Below are 16,080 nucleotides of genomic sequence, written 5' to 3'. Positions count from 1 at the left end.
CTCCTTCTGAATTCAACGAATTTAGCGGAGTGATTGGGATCGGGTTCTCTGATGTTACCTTTGGGGCGATGTGATCAAGTTTGTAAGCTTCTAGTGATGGCGCACATCTATCAAGAAGAATGATCTAGACTATTTGCTGATTGAAGTGAAGATGCGAGTGTTTTCTTAATCTATAAAAATATAGCAGCGAATTTTTCGATTCTGAATAAACCGACTTGTAGATTATTGAAATCTTTTTTGGATGGCTTTTACAACGCCAAAAGCTTCTAAAAAAGAAAAGCCCAATGTGATAACACATTGAGCTTTCTCCAAATTAATAAGCGGTCTGGACGGGACTCGAACCCGCGACCCCATGCGTGACAGGCATGTATTCTAACCAGCTGAACTACCAGACCTACTAATTTTTTGATTAAGAAGTAAAAGAGAATTATTGGCGGTCTGGACGGGACTCGAACCCGCGACCCCATGCGTGACAGGCATGTATTCTAACCAGCTGAACTACCAGACCAGTATTCTCAAAAACTTTTAATCCGTATTGAAAAAGAACGTTTCGAAGATTTCTCTTCTTTTTTTGTGCGGTCTGGACGGGACTCGAACCCGCGACCCCATGCGTGACAGGCATGTATTCTAACCAGCTGAACTACCAGACCATTTCCCCTGATTTCGACAGGGTGTGCAAATATAGTGTTTATTTCTAAATCCGCTAACAAAATTTTCAAAAAAGCTACTCTACAGTACCTTCTTTCATCTTTTCTGCGTTCTCGGCAAACTGCAGTGCATCGATAATATCTTGGATAGCTCCGTCCATAACGGCAGGCAAGTTGTACATTGTCAGACCAATGCGATGTTCTGTAACGCGACCTTGCGGATAGTTGTACGTGCGAATCTTCGCAGAGCGGTCACCCGTAGAAACCATTGTTTTTCTTTTCGCAGCCACATCGCCATGTTTCTTTTGTACCTCCAATTCGTACAATTTGTTACGAAGCATCTCCATAGCAAGCTCACGATTCGCCAATTGCGAACGCTCAACCTGACAAACTACCACGATTCCGGACGGTTTGTGCGTAAGTTGTACTTTCGTTTCAACCTTATTTACGTTCTGTCCGCCGGCACCACCAGATCGAGATGTTTGCATCTCAATATCACCCGGATTAATTTCCACATCGACTTCCTCTGCTTCTGGAAGAACCGCCACAGAAGCTGCTGATGTATGCACACGGCCTTGTGTTTCAGTATCTGGAACACGTTGAACACGGTGCACGCCTGATTCATATTTTAATTGTCCGTAAACGTCTTCGCCAATTACCTTTAGAATCACCTCTTTGTAGCCACCGGAAGTTCCTTCCGTCACGTCCATTACCTCGTTTCGCCAACCTTTCGTTTCGAAATAGCGTGTGTACATACGGTACAAATCGCCTGCAAACAGAGCAGCCTCATCGCCACCACTACCGCCGCGAATCTCGATAATCGCGTTCTTGCCATCTTCCGGATCTTTCGGAATCAACATCAAACGGATTTCTTCTTCTTTTTCTTCGCGTTGCGTCAACAAAATATCCATTTCTTCTTTGGCCATTTCGCGAAGTTCTTGGTCTTTTTCGTTGGCCAAGATATCCTTGTTGGTGTCGATATTGCTAACGATGTTTTTGTAGATATGATATTGCTCTACAATCTTCGATAAATCCTTGTATTCCTTGTTTAGCTTGGCAAAGCGCTTCATGTCGCTAATCGTGTCCGGATTGCTCAATTCAGCTTCAACGCTTTCCCAACGCTCTTTTATGGCTTGTAATTTCTCTAACATAACAGTATGTTCTCAATGTAATGTTCATGCTCGCTGCTGACCGATTATCCGGCTATAGTTCGCGAGCGAACAACTTGTAAAAGTGCACAAAAGTACTGAAAAAAGTTTGCTTTAGGCGGTGTTAATTTAAGGCTGTTCTTTCCAATTATGAAGCGCCAAACTTTCTCCATCCCAAACTGCATAGGTTTCGTAGTTAACCCATTCGCCCAAATTGATGATGCGACTTTCGGTTCCTATTGGCAGATCGTAGGGCAAATGCCGATGTCCGAAAATGTAAAAATCGTGATGTTCTTTGTCTTCGATTTCGCTTGCATATTGGTAAATCCATTCTTTGTCCTTTCCCAAGAATATTTCATTAGCTCCGCTAGTCAGTCGACTGTGTTTCGACCATCTTGTGGCAATTCCAATTCCGAGGTTGGGGTGCAGTCTAGCAAATAACCATTGGCACAGCGAGCTGCGAAAGATTTTTTTCAAAAACTTGTATTTTCGGTCACCTGGTCCTAATCCGTCTCCATGATGCAGATAGAAGGATTTTCCATCCATCTGAATAACCATTTCGTCGGAAATTATGGTTGCATTGAGCTGTTCTTTCAGATATCCAAACATCCACATATCGTGGTTTCCTTTGAAAAAGGTAATCTCAATGCCCAAATCTGCAAGCTCTGCCAATTTTCCTAGAAAACGAACATAACCTTTCGGTACAACCGTGCTGTATTCAAACCAAAAGTCAAAAATATCGCCAACCAAATACAAAGCCTTCGCATCTTGTTTGATATGATCTAACCAAGAAACAATACGGCGTTCGCGCGCGACGGAAGCCGATTGCGGATAAGCTCCAAGATGAAAATCGGATGCGAAATATACTTTCGTTTTCGTGGACATTTGCTTACGAAATTACCTAATTTTTATTTCATATATAAGTGATTTGCTTTTTAATGGTCATATGGAATGTCCATGTTATTTTTGATCTTATTTTTCAATCTTGGACATTTCATGACAGAATATTTATTTTTGTGGAAACAGCTATAAAATTATGGTACATAAAAAAATTGGTTATCTCGTAGTTACGTTAGCCGTTGTGGCGTGTAATCAATCGAAGGAAATCGCTCCGTCGGAGGAAATTAAGTTGAAGCCTTATCCGCAAACAGAGCGCATCGATCAAAAAGATATTTATTTTGGTACATCCGTGGACGATCCATATCGTTGGTTGGAGGATGATTTGTCGGACAAAACCAAATCTTGGGTTGCTGCGGAAAACGAAGTTACCAACGACTATTTAAGTCAGATTCCATTTCGCGAAGCGATGCGCGATCGTTTAAAGAAATTGTGGGATTTCGAGAAAGTAACTGCACCATTTGAGGAAGGCGATTTTACCTATTTCTACAAAAATGATGGCTTGCAGAACCAATACGTATTGTATCGTAAGAAAGGCGACGATGGAAAAGAAGAGGTTTTCCTAGATCCGAATAAATTTTCGGAAGACGGAACGACATCTTTGGCGGGAATTGAGTTCAGCAAAGACGGTTCATTGGTTGCTTACCAAATTTCGGAAGGCGGATCGGATTGGCGTAAAGTTATCGTGCTAAAAGCGGAAGATAAATCGGTTGTCGGCGATACCTTGTTGAATGTGAAGTTTTCAGGACTTTCTTGGAAAGGGAACGAAGGTTTTTACTACAGCAGCTACGACAAACCAAAAGACGGATCGGCACTTTCAGCGATGACCGACCAGCATAAATTGTTTTTCCATCAATTGAATACGCCTCAAGCGAACGATGAGTTGATTCTTGGAGGAGCCACTTTTCCTCGTCGCTATATTTCTGCAGGTGTAACCGAGGATGGTCGTTATTTAATTGCTAGTGCGGCAAATACGACTTCTGGTAATTCGCTTTACATTAAGGATTTGTCGCAAGCAGATTCAAAATTCGTTGCCATTGTAGATAATATGGATAAGAATCATTCCGTAATCGATAATGATGGTACGAAGCTGTTTATCTATACGGAGCTCAATGCGCCAAACGGACGCGTTGTTTCTGTGGATGTAGCTAATCCGGGTATTGCTGGCTGGAAGGATGTTATTCCGGAAACGGAACATGTTTTACAGCCATCCACCGGAGGTGGAAAAATCTTCGCAAACTACCTGAAAGATGCCACTTCCTTGGTGAAGCAGTTTGATAGAACTGGTAAGTTGGAACGAGAAATCGAGCTTCCGGGCGTGGGTACTGCAGGCGGATTTGGTGCGAAGCACGATGATAAAACCTTGTATTATTCGTTTACATCTTACGTAGATCCGGGTACGATTTATAAATATGATATCGCCGAAGGAAAATCCGAAGAATATTTGCGTTCAGGTGTTTTGTTTGATGCCGATAAATATGAATCGAAGCAGGTTTTTTATACGTCGAAAGATGGAACCAAAGTGCCGATGATTATTACGCATAAAAAAGGTTTGAAGCTGGACGGTACCAATCCAACATTGTTGTATGGTTACGGTGGTTTCAATGTGAGTTTGACCCCATCATTTAGCACCAGCAATATTTTGCTTTTGGAGCAAGGTGGCGTATTTGCTGTCGCGAATTTGCGTGGTGGCGGTGAATATGGTGAAAAATGGCACTTGGGCGGAACGAAGCTGAATAAGCAGAACGTATTCGACGATTTCATTTCCGCTGCGGAATATTTAATTAACGAGAAATTCACCTCTTCTGAGCGCCTAGCGATCGCTGGTGGATCGAATGGCGGATTGTTGGTCGGCGCTGCAATGACACAGCGTCCGGAATTGTTTAAGGTTGCTTTCCCAGCAGTTGGTGTTTTGGATATGTTGCGTTATCATAAGTTCACTGCAGGAGCAGGTTGGGCTTTTGATTACGGAACCGCAGAAGATAGCGAGGAGATGTTTTCTTACTTGTATAAATACTCGCCTTACCACGCTTTAAAACCGGATACTAACTATCCGGCGACCATGGTAACAACAGCGGATCACGATGATCGCGTAGTTCCAGCGCATTCGTTTAAGTTTGCGGCTCAATTGCAATCTTATAATAAAGGAGATAATCCGGTGCTGATTCGTATTGATACAAAAGCCGGACATGGAGCTGGAAAATCTACCGAAATGGTAATTGCCGAGCAAGTAGATAAATGGGCTTTTATGTTCCAAAATATGAATCTGCCGTTTAAGGAGATTAAGTAGGTTTAATAAGTAAATTCAGATACAAGAGTCGGAATGCGCCAGCATTCCGACTCTTGTATTTTAGTATGGAGAGGTCACAGACTTGCTTTTGCTATCTCGTTGGAATGTTCGAAACTCTGTAAGTTTTCTATATTTCAACAGGAACTATGTTGGCGTTAATTGTCCTAAAGGTGAGTTAGACTTTTTATTATGGCACATACATGGCCACGCATCTTTATATTTCAAAAAAAGGCTGAAAACCTTCTCGGTATTCAGCCCTTTCTCTTTCTATCGGATTCGTCTTTCTACGATCCCAATTTCTTCTTAACTGCAGATGACAAACCATCTTTGTGTAGCAACAGAGAAATCGTTTTGTAGCGAACGAATTCTTTGGTTACATACATATAACCTTTGTAGTCATTCGATTCTCCCCAAGAATTTTTGATCTTGTAGTATTCTTTGCCGTTTTGATCTTTTACCAAACCAACGATGTGCATACCATGATCGTCCGTTGTCGAGTAATTGTCGAATGCTTCTTGACGTTGCGCAGGAGTGATTGAAGGTTCCGCTTTTGGTCCGTTGAACATATCCGCTTGCTCGGTAGCAGTCATCATCTCCACGGGTTTCTCAGGAACGTAAGCGACACCGTTGCGCCAGCTGAAGCTTTTCTCCGAAACATCCGTCGCCCAAGCGATCGTATAACCTTTGCTCAACGCATAGTCGACGATGTCCGTTAAATCATTGATTTGAACATTTTGAAAGCTTTCAAACGACCAATTGTCTGGAATTAACAAAACAAATGGTTCATAATATGGATAAGCATCGAATGAAGAAATAGCCACGTAATCCTTTGGATTGATGCCAATTACTTGATCCGCGAATGTTCTCGGCGTGTATTGTTTACCTTGATACGTAAAGTTTTCCGGCGCTTTTCCTAAGTAAGAATCCAGCACGTTCGTGTATGCTTGCACCCAGTTATTTGCCGGTTTTTTTGATTTAGCCACCGTTTCCGCCATATTCTGCAAGATCGGCGTCATATCGCCGAAGTTGTTGCGTAATTGGTTTGGTTGCAATCCAGTGTACGCTTCGCGAGGTACAGCACCATATTTTTTAAAAATGGTTAACACGTCATGCACTTGTCCACCTTCGCCTTGTGCTTGATCACCGTGCAAGCGAACAAAATTTTTCGCTTTCTCGATGTACGTTTGGCGAGCCGTATAAATCGGTGAAATCTCCACCGGTGTTTTACCCATGCGGATCATCTCCGATTCCAAAAAGGAATTTCCCGAATAAGACCAACATGTTCCGGTAGAACCTTGATCTCTAACAGGTGTGTTTTCTAGATTGATGACTTCAGTAAATTGAAACCCTGCTTTACTATTACTGCTAGCATTTCCTTTAATAGAGTTGATAAGATCGTCCTGCGCATGTACGCTGAATGAACCTACAAAAAGCGCTAAAGCTAGCGCGATCGACTTGTTTACATTCATGATTTAGTTGTATCGTTGTGTTATCGATACGAATGTAGAAAATCTATTCCACAAATAAAGCCTAAATTATGGTCTAGATAACGGGTCGCCTTCGACTTTTTTTGGAAACATTAATGATGCTATAATACTGATAGCCAGTATTCCGATGATGATAATGAGCGAATGAATCGTTTCGAATCCCCAACTATGCAACCAATCATGCAACAACATTTTTGCACCAATAAATACCAAGAGAAAAGCTAAACCAACTTTCAGATAATGGAATTTGTGGATGATGTTGACTAATAGGAAGAACATAGAACGCAGACCCAGCACCGCAAAGATATTCGAAAAGAACACGATATACGGATCTTGCGTGACAGAGAAGATCGCCGGGATAGAATCTACAGCAAAAATTAAATCCGTGAATTCAATAACAAGCAATACCAAAAACAACGGGGTAATGTAGCGAACACCGTTCTGTATATCAAAGAAACGACCGCTATCCGTTTCATGAGTTACTTTGAAATATTTGGAAGCGAACTTTACCACAGGATGGTTTTTAGGATCAACTTCCTCTTCTTCATTTCGTTTCACGTACATCATGATGCCTGTATACACCAAGAAAGCACCGAATAAGTAAAGAATCCATCCAAACTTGGCAATCAGTGCAGCGCCAATGAAAATGAAGATACAGCGGAGCAAAATAGCACCAATGATTCCCCAAACTAGAATCTTATGGTAATATTTTTCGGGAATGCCGAAAGAAGAAAACAACAGCACCATCACGAAGATATTGTCTACGGAAAGCGCATACTCCACCACGTAACCAGTCAGGTATTCTAAGCTTAGATTGCGGTTGTAGATAGAAATGCTTTTCGCGAAATCATTTTCTACAATGTCAATTTTATGCGAATGCTTAGCAATGATATCCTTCAACGTAGTTAAATCGGTGATGCTGTGCAATTCATGCCCCCAGATGTAGAGGATGCCAGCAAAACCTAATGCAAAGCAAATCCAAACGATGCTCATGATCGTCGCAGATTTCAAACTAATCGGTTTATTGTCTTTAGCAAATAATCCCAAGTCAATAGCTAACATGAGGACAATGAATAGAATAAACCCTCCAAAAAATAGCAATTCGTGGCTCATAATTATTTGTTACGTTCTGTTGTATATCGCACCAATTGTTCTAATCCGGTTTTGTATACGTTATCTGGAAATTCGGCTAAGATATCGAAAGCTTCTTGTTGATATTGTAGCATGCGCTCGGTTGCTAATTCCAACCCATTTCCACTACGTACAAATTCAATCACTTCAGTAATTTTATCCCGATCGTCGTTATGGTTTTTAACTAAGTTGATAATCCGACGTTTCTCCTTCTTGTCCGTTTGTTGCAAAGCAAGAATCAGTGGCAAGGTCATCTTCTTTTCTCGAATATCGTTACCTACTGGTTTTCCCACATCATCCAACCCAAAATCGAATAAATCATCCTTGATCTGAAAGGCAATTCCCACCTTCTCGCCAAAAAGATGCAAGCGTCTTGTAACCTCTTCGGACGCTCCGGCAGAAGATGCGCCGCACGCGCAACAAGAGGCGATCAGCGAAGCAGTTTTCTTCCGGATAATCTCGAAGTAAATCGACTCTTCGATATCTAGCTTACGCGCTTTTTCGATTTGCAAAAGTTCGCCTTCTGCCATTTCTTCCACCGCGTCGGACATGATCTTTAGCAAATTTAATTCGTCGTGCTTCACCGACAAGGACATCCCTTTGGATAGCAAAAAATCGCCAACCAAAACAGCTACTTTGTTTTTCCAAAGTGCGTTTACCGAGAAGAAACCACGACGTTCGTATGCGTCATCCACCACATCGTCGTGCACCAAGGATGCGGTATGCAATAGCTCCACCAAAGATGCGCCACGATATGTCGATTCTGTAATCTCGCCCGACAATCCGGCCGACAAGAAGACAAACATAGGACGCATTTGTTTGCCTTTTCTTTTTAGTATATATTGTGTAACCCGATCCAATAATGGAACCGAACTTTGCATCGAAGCCTTGAATGTTTTTTCAAAGCGTTTGAGATGTTCGGCTATAGGTTGTTGTATGACGTCAAGTTTAAGCATGGATAGGTTCTGAAACCGAATAATAATTGTCCAACGGAATTTGTTTCGGGGATAAAAGTACTAAAATTACACGTCGGAATTTACCGCAAGTTCCAACTCTTCATACCAAGCTTCGCCATATTCGCGAATTAAAGGACCTTTTAAGAATTTATAAACCGGAACACCTAATTCTTTTCCGAAAGTACACGCATCGCTACAAATCGACCACCGGTCATAATGCAATACATCAAATTCCGGATAATGAGTCGTTCGGATTGGATAGAGGTGGCAAGAAATAGGTTTTTGCCAATCTACCTCACCTTCTTCGTACGCTTTTTCAATTGCACATTTCGTCATGCCATTTTCCCACATCACATACGCACATTCCTTATTGGTATCTACGCACGGAGTGGTCAGATCGCCGTCCATATCCACCACGTGTGTTCCTTGCTGCTCAATGGCTTCGATGCCTTTCTCCGTCATGTAAGGTTTTACCTTCGGATAAATTTCTTTCAAAATATCCAACTCACGCGGCAATAGTGGCGCACCCGAGTCGCCCTCTACACAGCAAATTCCTTTACATTTATTGAGATTGCAAACGAAATCGTTGCTTATTACATCTTCATTGACGAGGACATTTCCTACTTCAATCATGGCATTATTTTATTTAGAATAGCTGGCGCGTTGTCCCAGTTTGTACTTTAATCCTTCTGCTTTCGCCAATTCTAGCGTAATCGAACCAATCAGGATTTCGACATGTGCTTTCACCGGAATACGATTTCCGTCATTGGTGACCCAAAGATACAGTTTACTATCCTTTTTGAAAATGCGACCCGGTGAGATTTGTGGACTTAATTTGATGCAGTCCAATGTGCCTAGCGCAGTTTTTACTTTTTCCGTGCCCACATATTCCACACTAAGCTTGGATATTTCATCACTCAAGAAATACGTTATATCAAATTTATCACCGGATTTCAATTTAGAAAAATCTAAGTTTCGAGCGAAGTAATAGGCAGAAACCAAGTCGAAGAATTGGGCTTCCGGACTTTTAAACGTACCTTTTTTGCCCGTTACCGTTCGGTTTCGCTGATCGAAGGAGGCGTATTCTTCCCTGCTGTAACTGCCTTCTTGAATATTTTCTACATAAAGATACGGTTGCAACGTACGTTTATTTATGTATGATTCGTACTTATTTTTAACAGTATATAGAGAAAACGCGCCGGATGTTTGTCCGCTAGCAAATAACCGAAAGGTAGCATCGGGGCCAAATTTCAAATTGGAATCGCTCACTTGTAAATAAGCGGATGCTGCATTGAGAAAACCGTATTTCAGCCGATACCGCAATTTCTCGCCAGCCTGAAACGTTGGCTCGGAAAGATAAGGCAGTTTCTGTCCAAAGGTGAACAAGCAAATAAAACACGTAAAGGCAATGGTAACAAACGTTTTTCTCATAGCGGTTTAGACCGTTGCGAATGAATATAGTTTAAGCTTTCCGCTTGAACACCGGGACAGTAGAACATGGTTCGCCGTACATCACGCTTTTAGCCACTTGAGTGAGTTTTCCGGTAAATGTGACGAAAGCCTCCGTAGGAATTGGGATATCTCCACAACCTTTTACCACAACGCGTTCGTCCGCAAACCGCGCATAATCCATGTTGGATAATAAATCGCGAAATAAATTCGTACGAACCATATCTGCATCGCCAAAATGAATGGACGCTACAATTGGTGTCAACTTCGTTGCCAACAACATATACGCCCAAGTTGGGACGATAGCATCCGTAGAACAAATAATGCCGACGTGTTTGTTCGTGTATTCCGACCAGTCGTGGTTCTTAATAAAATCGCGGAAATCTTTTTCTTTCAGAATCAATCCGTGAAACAGATTGTCTTTGATGTCGTAAACAACGATATCTTCTTGTGGAGCAAAATGTGCCAAATCCACCGTGATCAATCCGCTCTGCGCAACTTTGTTTACAATGGTTTCCTGTATCTCCATAACCTTTAGATATAAAAAAGCCGGATATACACATGATATATCCGGCTGTAAAGTTAGCTATTAAATCCTAATAGAATCTAATGCGATTGTCATCAATCTTTGCCTTATCCTGTAGCGCACGGAAGATGCCGCCCCAAGCGCGTTGTGTGCTTGTGCTCATCATTTGGCGTTGTTGTTTGTTCAATTCTTCTCCGGATAGCGCTTTCGGATTTACGAAGCCAATTACCTGCACCGCATAGACGCCTTGGTTGCCTTCTACAGCAGCTGATGGTTTATTTGGTTGTAAACCGAATACTGTTCCTACTACCGCATTTTCTAATGCTACTCCAGGAATAACTGGATTAGCAAAAACAACGTTTTCTACCGTTTGTACGTTTTTGCCGACTTTTTGTGAAATCTGCTCGATCGTAGAAGAACCGCTGATTGCATTATTCAATTTTTCTTTCAGCATGCGTGCTTTTACCATATTGCGAACCGCTGGTTGAATTTCTCCTTTCACTGATTCCAATGGCTGAATACCTTTTTCTTGTACTCCTGTAACGCGTGCTACAATGTAATGACTATCCGATTCGTAAACTTTATCGGAAACTTCGCCATTTTTCGCTTCAAATGCCCAACGGATCAGTTCGCGAGGGATCGTTGTTCCGTTTAAGCTATTGTCCATCGCTAATGTGCGAGCAGAAGTTTGCAGATTCAGGTTTTGCTTGCCAGCAACTTCTTTGAAGTTGTCTTTATTCGCCTCCGAGTAGAATGCATTAGCTTTCGCATAAGCAGCATCCTGCGTTGCTCTTCCTGCTACGATGCTTTTATCGATAATCGCTGTTTTAGCGATTTTGGAGTTGCCGATTTGACGTTCGATTTTTAAGATGTGAATACCATAATCGGACTCCACTACAACTACATCACCCGATTTTCCGCCGAATGCAGCATCTTCGAAAGCCGGGATCATGCGTCCGCGCGTGAAAGTTCCTAAACTCCCGCCGTTTACTTTACTGCCTTCATCTACACTGAACTCAACCGCCAATCCAGCAATGCTTTCACCGCTTTGAATTAATTTCTTGATCGAATCCGCTTTTACTTTCGCTTGTTCCACACCGCCTTCAGCTACCGGATTCAACAAGATATGGCTTGCTTCCACCGAATCTGGACTGAATTTAGTATCTAGCACTTTCGCAATTTCGTAGGAATTTCCGCTTAAAAATGGACCTACAACTGTACCAGCCGCCACATTAAATACCACAGAATCCAACGCTGGGTTCAATTGATTTTTTGAATAGTAACGAACTGGATATTTCGTTTCCGAAACGCTCGCTGCCAATTGTTCTTCTGTCGAAGAGTTTTGTAAATCAGATTTCAATTGATTTACTTCTGAAAGAATCATTGCTGTATCTGCCGCAGTTGGTCTTGCATCAAAAGATACAAACTCTAAAGAGCGAACTTCTTCCGTGTTACGGAAAGATTTTTTATGCTTATCGTAATATTCTTTGTAATCGCTATCTGCCAATTTTACTTCCGAATCTTTTACAGAAGCGTAGTCCAACATCACATATTTAAAGTTCGCGATTTTGTTGCGGGAATTATGTTCTTGCTCTGCTTCTAATGCTGTTGTGTACATGCTGTTAGAAAGCAAGTTCGAGTATTTCTCATTTAAGCGTTGCGCGCGAATGCTTTCCAAAAGAGCTTCCCATTGTTGAGCAACTTCGGGATTTGTTTTAGCTTGGCTACTTACCATCGCAACTTGGTTTTTATCGTATTGACCAGTTTGCGGGTTAGTAAACATCTGCAGAATTTGCGGAGATGGATTTTCTCCGAAAACCAAATTGTTTAACTCATCTTTACCAACGCTTATGCCAATTTTTGCGATTTCTTGTTTCAACAATTCTTCAGAAACGTATTGATTCCAAACTTGTTGAACTGCGTAATTGGTCATTTCTGGAGAGCTACCGCCGCCCATTTGTTGCTGAAAACCTGCAACGGCTTGGTCTACCTGTTGATTGAATGTTTGGTAGTCGATTCCTTCACCATTTACACTTCCTACCTCATTCTGGTTTTTCATCCAAAATGGTGTTCCATAATTGATGATATCACCTAATAAAAATGCAACAATTGCTAAACCAATAACGAATATCACTAGGCCTGCTCGGCTTCGTAAATAGCTCATTAATCCCATATCTACTTATTTGATGTTGTTAATTGCTTGATTATACTGTTTTATTATACCTTATTTAAAACAAGGCGCAAGATACAATTTTTATTAAAAAATAGATGTATTTTTTTGTGCCTCTAAATTCTAGCTAAATGACTTACCCGAAGGGCTAAAAACCCGTGGAAGGGAAGAGGTTATTATCTCTCGAAATCCAATATCCTGTTGGTGATTCCATTTCAATACGATTGAATCCGGCGTCGGATGAAAACGATGTTGCTGCCTGATTGCCGCGCTCATCGCTAAAGAAGAAAATGATCGGAACCGTGTTGTAATAACGTTGTTTTTTTTCGTCGTAGAAAAGCTCTTCAGTTTTGATGATTGAACCATCAGCTTTCGTAATAACTACGTTGTCGCGAAACTCGGTCAACTCTTCTTTTTGATGCATTAATGCATAATTAGATGTGATTCGTTGTGTTTCTTTTAGCGCTTCGTCATAAAATATAATTTCGACGCCTTTTTTGAACTCTGAATTTCCCGTGCTATCATGATAGACACGCATTTCGGGCGAAGTCATTACGGCTTTCACTTTTGCGGAATCGCTGTAGGTAACCGAAACATTTTTCGATATATCAACCGCTTCTTCTTCTGTAAGTGATGCGATGCGATCGATATCACGCATATCGTTTTCACAGCTTGCCAAAAATGTCAAGACACAGAAAAGCACGGAAATCCGTGCTAGAATATGCTGCGTTCGCTGAGTATTCATATTAGTCAATGCTGCCTCGAATAAACCAAGTATCATTTATTGTAAATCCTAAATGCAAGGTAATATAGCGCTCTCGAACCAAATTATTTTGTAATGTACCGCGTTGGCCAAATTCTCCGGTAATGTTAATCATAGAGAAGGTTCGACCGAAACTTTTTTGCGCCAACGGAATTCCAAATCCGGCAGAAACGGCCATATCATTAATACGACGGTTGTTCAATGTTACTTCCGTTTGGTTATACCGGAAACCTAAACGGTAATCGACAATGTTTAAGTAACGTGGCGATGTAGGATCAGGTTTGAACTGACCTCCAATGGCAACACCCATATTTTTACCCAATTCCGGTTGGCCCTCCCGTTGTTGTACTTTCGACCAGTCTGAATATTTGAAATCTGCTCCGACAGTCCAGTTGTAGCCTTTGGATAGCGTTACGCCGACACTGTGTCTTAAGGGTAAGTTCAAGTTTCTATCAAACGTTACCGGACTGATAACGGTGTCGAGTGCTCCGGTACCGCCAGAACTAATTGTTCCCATGGAAGAAGTTTCATTGTTCACCCGGTTATCCAATGATCCGGAATAACCAATCGTCATGCTCATACGATTACCCAGTGAGCGGAAATATTGCATACCGTAGTCCAACAAGACGCCGCGGACATAACGATTGTTTGTTTGTACGGTATTATAAATTTCTGGATTGTACGGGAATTCAACGGTTGATTTATCCGTTAAATTACCAAATAGATAACCAACGTTCGCCCCGATGCTCAAACCTTTTATGGGAAGATTTACACCATAACCTAAGTATGCTTTATTCAATCCGCCTTCGCCTGCAATGCTCTTGCGGTAGCGTAAATCGCCAAGGTTGTGATCTTCATATGCGTTATATCCAACATCCGAAAACGGAAGCAAACCAAAGGAAAGACCACCTGCTTTTTTCAATGGTATACCGAAAGCAATGTGCCCGAAAGCAAAATCTGCTGTATTATCCGATGCGTTGCTTTTACTTAGTTGCGTAAAATTTCCGTACATACTACCATCGAAAATTACGCGGTTCATGGCCGAATAAGATGCTGGATTGGAAATGTTTAATGTCGGCATTCCGCCTAAGTAACGTACACCAGCAGATAAGCCACCCATGGATCGTTGTTGAGGGGTTAAATCTTCGCGTAATTGTCCCAAACCAAATTGAGAATATGGAGAATGGGAGGTAGTTGTTTGCGCTTGCACTGTTGTCTCGTTCATGCATATCAAACCGCCACACAACAACATGGAAGAAGCAACCCTTAGTAATCTATTTTTCAACGCGTGTAATATTAAGTGTTCTCGGTATTCACCTATTTTCGGAAAATAATCTAGATGAAATTTGCTACAAAACTATCTAAATTTTGACGCTTTAGCCTGATTATCTTGTTAAAAAAGGTTAAAGCATTGATGTTTAGTATTTTATATAAATTGTGATGCAATGATGCCGGCAACCATCAATAAATACATGGTTTCGTATATCCATTTGCTTTTAGCATACGTAAAATAGTAAGCCAAATAAATAGATAGAGGAGGAACGCAAAGGAGAAAATGGTTAATGGTAATGGTGTGGTCTAGAAAGAAGGACGCGAGAATAAGTACAAGCATATAAAATAATAGCTTGAACGATTTTCGAACGTGCACCACGCTTTTAAAATATTGATCCTTCAATAAACTTAAAAATAACAGCATAGCTATGGCTACCGGAGCCAACGCGATTAAATCGTAGCGATCTACATGTAAGCTTGCACTAAATGGTGTAGTAAAGGGCGAAAAAATGGTCAAAAAATCGTCCAGCCGATAATTCCAATAATAAACGACGCCAAGTAGAAAATATACTGTGATAAAGCCCAACAACGGCGTCAGCCATTCTCGCCAATCGAATGGACGGAAGATGAGTAAACTTGCCCACAGCAAAGCCAGCATGACGATGAAAGGAAAATACACCAAACTACCTAACGCCACAATAATCCCCAGATCATACATCCGTCCGCGGATATTGCTTAATTTGTATATTTTAAATAATTTGGATAACATCCAAATGGTTAGAAAATTACAAATCAATGTCGGGGATAAGATTAAGAACGGTAGAAACAAGCTGACCAACGTCATGAACATGAGCGCCGTCAGAAAGCTTGGTTTGCCAAGAAAATTGTAGTAGTTGACGATTCTATTGAGCTGGAAAGCTTGAAATAAGGTAAGTGCCAATGTGATGAGTACATTAGCGTAGGGTGGCAGGCGATCGCCAATTTTGAAGTCGATCAAATTGTTTAACGCGGGCTCAAAAAGTACGGGCGCCAACGCGTCAGGTAAGTGAATAAAAACGCCTAAGCAAAGTAAAAGTCCGACAATCGATACTAGAAGGATATTAAGCGCAGAGAGGTTTCTATGCTGTCGGATGATCATTCGCTGGTAGGTTTACTTTTTTCTTTCTAGTTTTTTTACTCGACTATCTATGCTGAATAAATAGGCTGCAACACCCAAAAAGATTACGAGCATTACTGCGATTACCACATAGATTTTACCTTCGGAGCGTAGTCCGGTAGCCATTTCTACTGATTGAGCCGACGCTTGAAAAACAACCGCCAACAAACTTATTATCGTTATCAAAT

The 16,080-nt window shown here is 41.4% G+C and carries 14 protein-coding genes and 3 tRNA genes; 1 reads left to right on the top strand and 16 read right to left on the bottom strand.

Annotated elements, in window-relative coordinates:
- Positions 1-321 precede the first annotated feature (321 nt).
- The 5 genes from ACFSQ3_RS13550 to ACFSQ3_RS13530 all read right to left on the bottom strand — a co-directional run bounded on the left by ACFSQ3_RS13550 (position 322) and on the right by ACFSQ3_RS13530 (position 2,680).
- Positions 322-395: transfer RNA gene (locus ACFSQ3_RS13550), tRNA-Asp, on the bottom strand.
- Between the two features lie 36 nt (positions 396-431).
- Positions 432-508, bottom strand: a tRNA-Asp gene (locus tag ACFSQ3_RS13545).
- Between the two features lie 68 nt (positions 509-576).
- Positions 577-650: transfer RNA gene (locus ACFSQ3_RS13540), tRNA-Asp, on the bottom strand.
- A 74-nt stretch (positions 651-724) separates the two neighbouring features.
- Entirely contained in the window at positions 725-1,798 is a 1,074-nt protein-coding gene (prfA, locus tag ACFSQ3_RS13535; RefSeq protein ID WP_380870101.1) for a peptide chain release factor 1, read from the bottom strand.
- Positions 1,799-1,924: 126 nt separating this feature from the next.
- Entirely contained in the window at positions 1,925-2,680 is a 756-nt protein-coding gene (locus ACFSQ3_RS13530; RefSeq protein ID WP_380870100.1) for a UDP-2,3-diacylglucosamine diphosphatase, read from the bottom strand.
- 151 nt (positions 2,681-2,831) lie between these two features.
- Here ACFSQ3_RS13530 and ACFSQ3_RS13525 point away from each other — a divergent pair, with 151 nt between their 5' ends.
- Positions 2,832-4,982 (top strand): prolyl oligopeptidase family serine peptidase, encoded by a 2,151-nt coding sequence (locus ACFSQ3_RS13525; RefSeq protein WP_380870099.1) that lies wholly within the window; start codon positions 2,832-2,834, stop codon positions 4,980-4,982.
- Between the two features lie 284 nt (positions 4,983-5,266).
- Here the strand turns inward: ACFSQ3_RS13525 and ACFSQ3_RS13520 are convergent, their stop codons facing one another.
- The 11 genes from ACFSQ3_RS13520 to ACFSQ3_RS13470 form a co-directional block, all read right to left on the bottom strand.
- Positions 5,267-6,451 (bottom strand): C1 family peptidase, encoded by a 1,185-nt coding sequence (locus ACFSQ3_RS13520; protein ID WP_380870098.1) that lies wholly within the window; start codon positions 6,449-6,451, stop codon positions 5,267-5,269.
- Positions 6,452-6,517: 66 nt separating this feature from the next.
- Positions 6,518-7,582, bottom strand: coding sequence for a TerC/Alx family metal homeostasis membrane protein (locus ACFSQ3_RS13515; protein ID WP_380870097.1), 1,065 nt, complete (start codon positions 7,580-7,582; stop codon positions 6,518-6,520).
- Positions 7,583-7,584: 2 nt separating this feature from the next.
- Positions 7,585-8,556: a polyprenyl synthetase family protein gene (locus ACFSQ3_RS13510; protein WP_380870096.1), complete on the bottom strand. Its 972-nt coding sequence runs from the start codon at positions 8,554-8,556 to the stop codon at positions 7,585-7,587.
- Positions 8,557-8,622: 66 nt separating this feature from the next.
- The gene (locus tag ACFSQ3_RS13505; RefSeq protein ID WP_380870095.1) at positions 8,623-9,189 is read right to left on the bottom strand and encodes a DUF3109 family protein; all 567 of its coding nucleotides are present in this window, start codon (positions 9,187-9,189) and stop codon (positions 8,623-8,625) included.
- A 9-nt stretch (positions 9,190-9,198) separates the two neighbouring features.
- Positions 9,199-9,987, bottom strand: a complete 789-nt coding sequence (locus ACFSQ3_RS13500) for a DUF3108 domain-containing protein (protein WP_380870094.1) — start codon at positions 9,985-9,987, stop codon at positions 9,199-9,201.
- A gap of 31 nt (positions 9,988-10,018) precedes the next feature.
- On the bottom strand, positions 10,019-10,534 hold the full coding sequence (locus ACFSQ3_RS13495; RefSeq protein WP_380870093.1) for a DUF2480 family protein: 516 nt from the start codon (positions 10,532-10,534) through the stop codon (positions 10,019-10,021).
- A 67-nt stretch (positions 10,535-10,601) separates the two neighbouring features.
- The gene (locus ACFSQ3_RS13490; RefSeq protein WP_380870092.1) at positions 10,602-12,704 is read right to left on the bottom strand and encodes a peptidylprolyl isomerase; all 2,103 of its coding nucleotides are present in this window, start codon (positions 12,702-12,704) and stop codon (positions 10,602-10,604) included.
- Positions 12,705-12,849: 145 nt separating this feature from the next.
- The gene (gene lptC / locus ACFSQ3_RS13485) at positions 12,850-13,446 is read right to left on the bottom strand and encodes an LPS export ABC transporter periplasmic protein LptC (protein ID WP_380870091.1); all 597 of its coding nucleotides are present in this window, start codon (positions 13,444-13,446) and stop codon (positions 12,850-12,852) included.
- Between the two features lies 1 nt (position 13,447).
- Positions 13,448-14,689, bottom strand: a complete 1,242-nt coding sequence (locus ACFSQ3_RS13480; RefSeq protein ID WP_380870090.1) for a hypothetical protein — start codon at positions 14,687-14,689, stop codon at positions 13,448-13,450.
- A 201-nt stretch (positions 14,690-14,890) separates the two neighbouring features.
- Positions 14,891-15,874 (bottom strand): DUF6427 family protein, encoded by a 984-nt coding sequence (locus ACFSQ3_RS13475; protein ID WP_380870089.1) that lies wholly within the window; start codon positions 15,872-15,874, stop codon positions 14,891-14,893.
- 12 nt (positions 15,875-15,886) lie between these two features.
- Positions 15,887-16,078 carry a CcmD family protein gene (locus ACFSQ3_RS13470; RefSeq protein WP_380870088.1) on the bottom strand — a complete coding sequence of 64 codons (192 nt, stop codon included), beginning with the start codon at positions 16,076-16,078 and terminating at the stop codon, positions 15,887-15,889.
- Positions 16,079-16,080: the final 2 nt, after the last annotated feature.

Origin of the sequence: Sphingobacterium corticis (assembly GCF_042684745.1) — a bacterium.
Taxonomy (GTDB): Bacteria; Bacteroidota; Bacteroidia; order Sphingobacteriales; family Sphingobacteriaceae; genus Sphingobacterium; species Sphingobacterium corticis.
The sequence above is the reverse complement of the archived record's forward strand: the minus strand, read 5'-3'. Positions and strand labels throughout refer to the sequence as shown.

Coding starts and splice junctions, on each gene's coding strand:
- ACFSQ3_RS13520 (WP_380870098.1), bottom strand. CDS start 6,451: ATGAATGTAAACAAGTCGATCGCGCTAGCTTTAGCGCTTTTTGTAGGT.
- ACFSQ3_RS13530 (WP_380870100.1), bottom strand. CDS start 2,680: ATGTCCACGAAAACGAAAGTATATTTCGCATCCGATTTTCATCTTGGA.
- ACFSQ3_RS13480 (WP_380870090.1), bottom strand. CDS start 14,689: ATGAACGAGACAACAGTGCAAGCGCAAACAACTACCTCCCATTCTCCA.
- ACFSQ3_RS13495 (WP_380870093.1), bottom strand. CDS start 10,534: ATGGAGATACAGGAAACCATTGTAAACAAAGTTGCGCAGAGCGGATTG.
- ACFSQ3_RS13505 (WP_380870095.1), bottom strand. CDS start 9,189: ATGATTGAAGTAGGAAATGTCCTCGTCAATGAAGATGTAATAAGCAAC.
- ACFSQ3_RS13510 (WP_380870096.1), bottom strand. CDS start 8,556: ATGCTTAAACTTGACGTCATACAACAACCTATAGCCGAACATCTCAAA.
- ACFSQ3_RS13490 (WP_380870092.1), bottom strand. CDS start 12,704: ATGGGATTAATGAGCTATTTACGAAGCCGAGCAGGCCTAGTGATATTC.
- ACFSQ3_RS13475 (WP_380870089.1), bottom strand. CDS start 15,874: ATGATCATCCGACAGCATAGAAACCTCTCTGCGCTTAATATCCTTCTA.
- ACFSQ3_RS13500 (WP_380870094.1), bottom strand. CDS start 9,987: ATGAGAAAAACGTTTGTTACCATTGCCTTTACGTGTTTTATTTGCTTG.
- lptC (WP_380870091.1), bottom strand. CDS start 13,446: ATGAATACTCAGCGAACGCAGCATATTCTAGCACGGATTTCCGTGCTT.
- prfA (WP_380870101.1), bottom strand. CDS start 1,798: ATGTTAGAGAAATTACAAGCCATAAAAGAGCGTTGGGAAAGCGTTGAA.
- ACFSQ3_RS13515 (WP_380870097.1), bottom strand. CDS start 7,582: ATGAGCCACGAATTGCTATTTTTTGGAGGGTTTATTCTATTCATTGTC.
- ACFSQ3_RS13525 (WP_380870099.1), top strand. CDS start 2,832: ATGGTACATAAAAAAATTGGTTATCTCGTAGTTACGTTAGCCGTTGTG.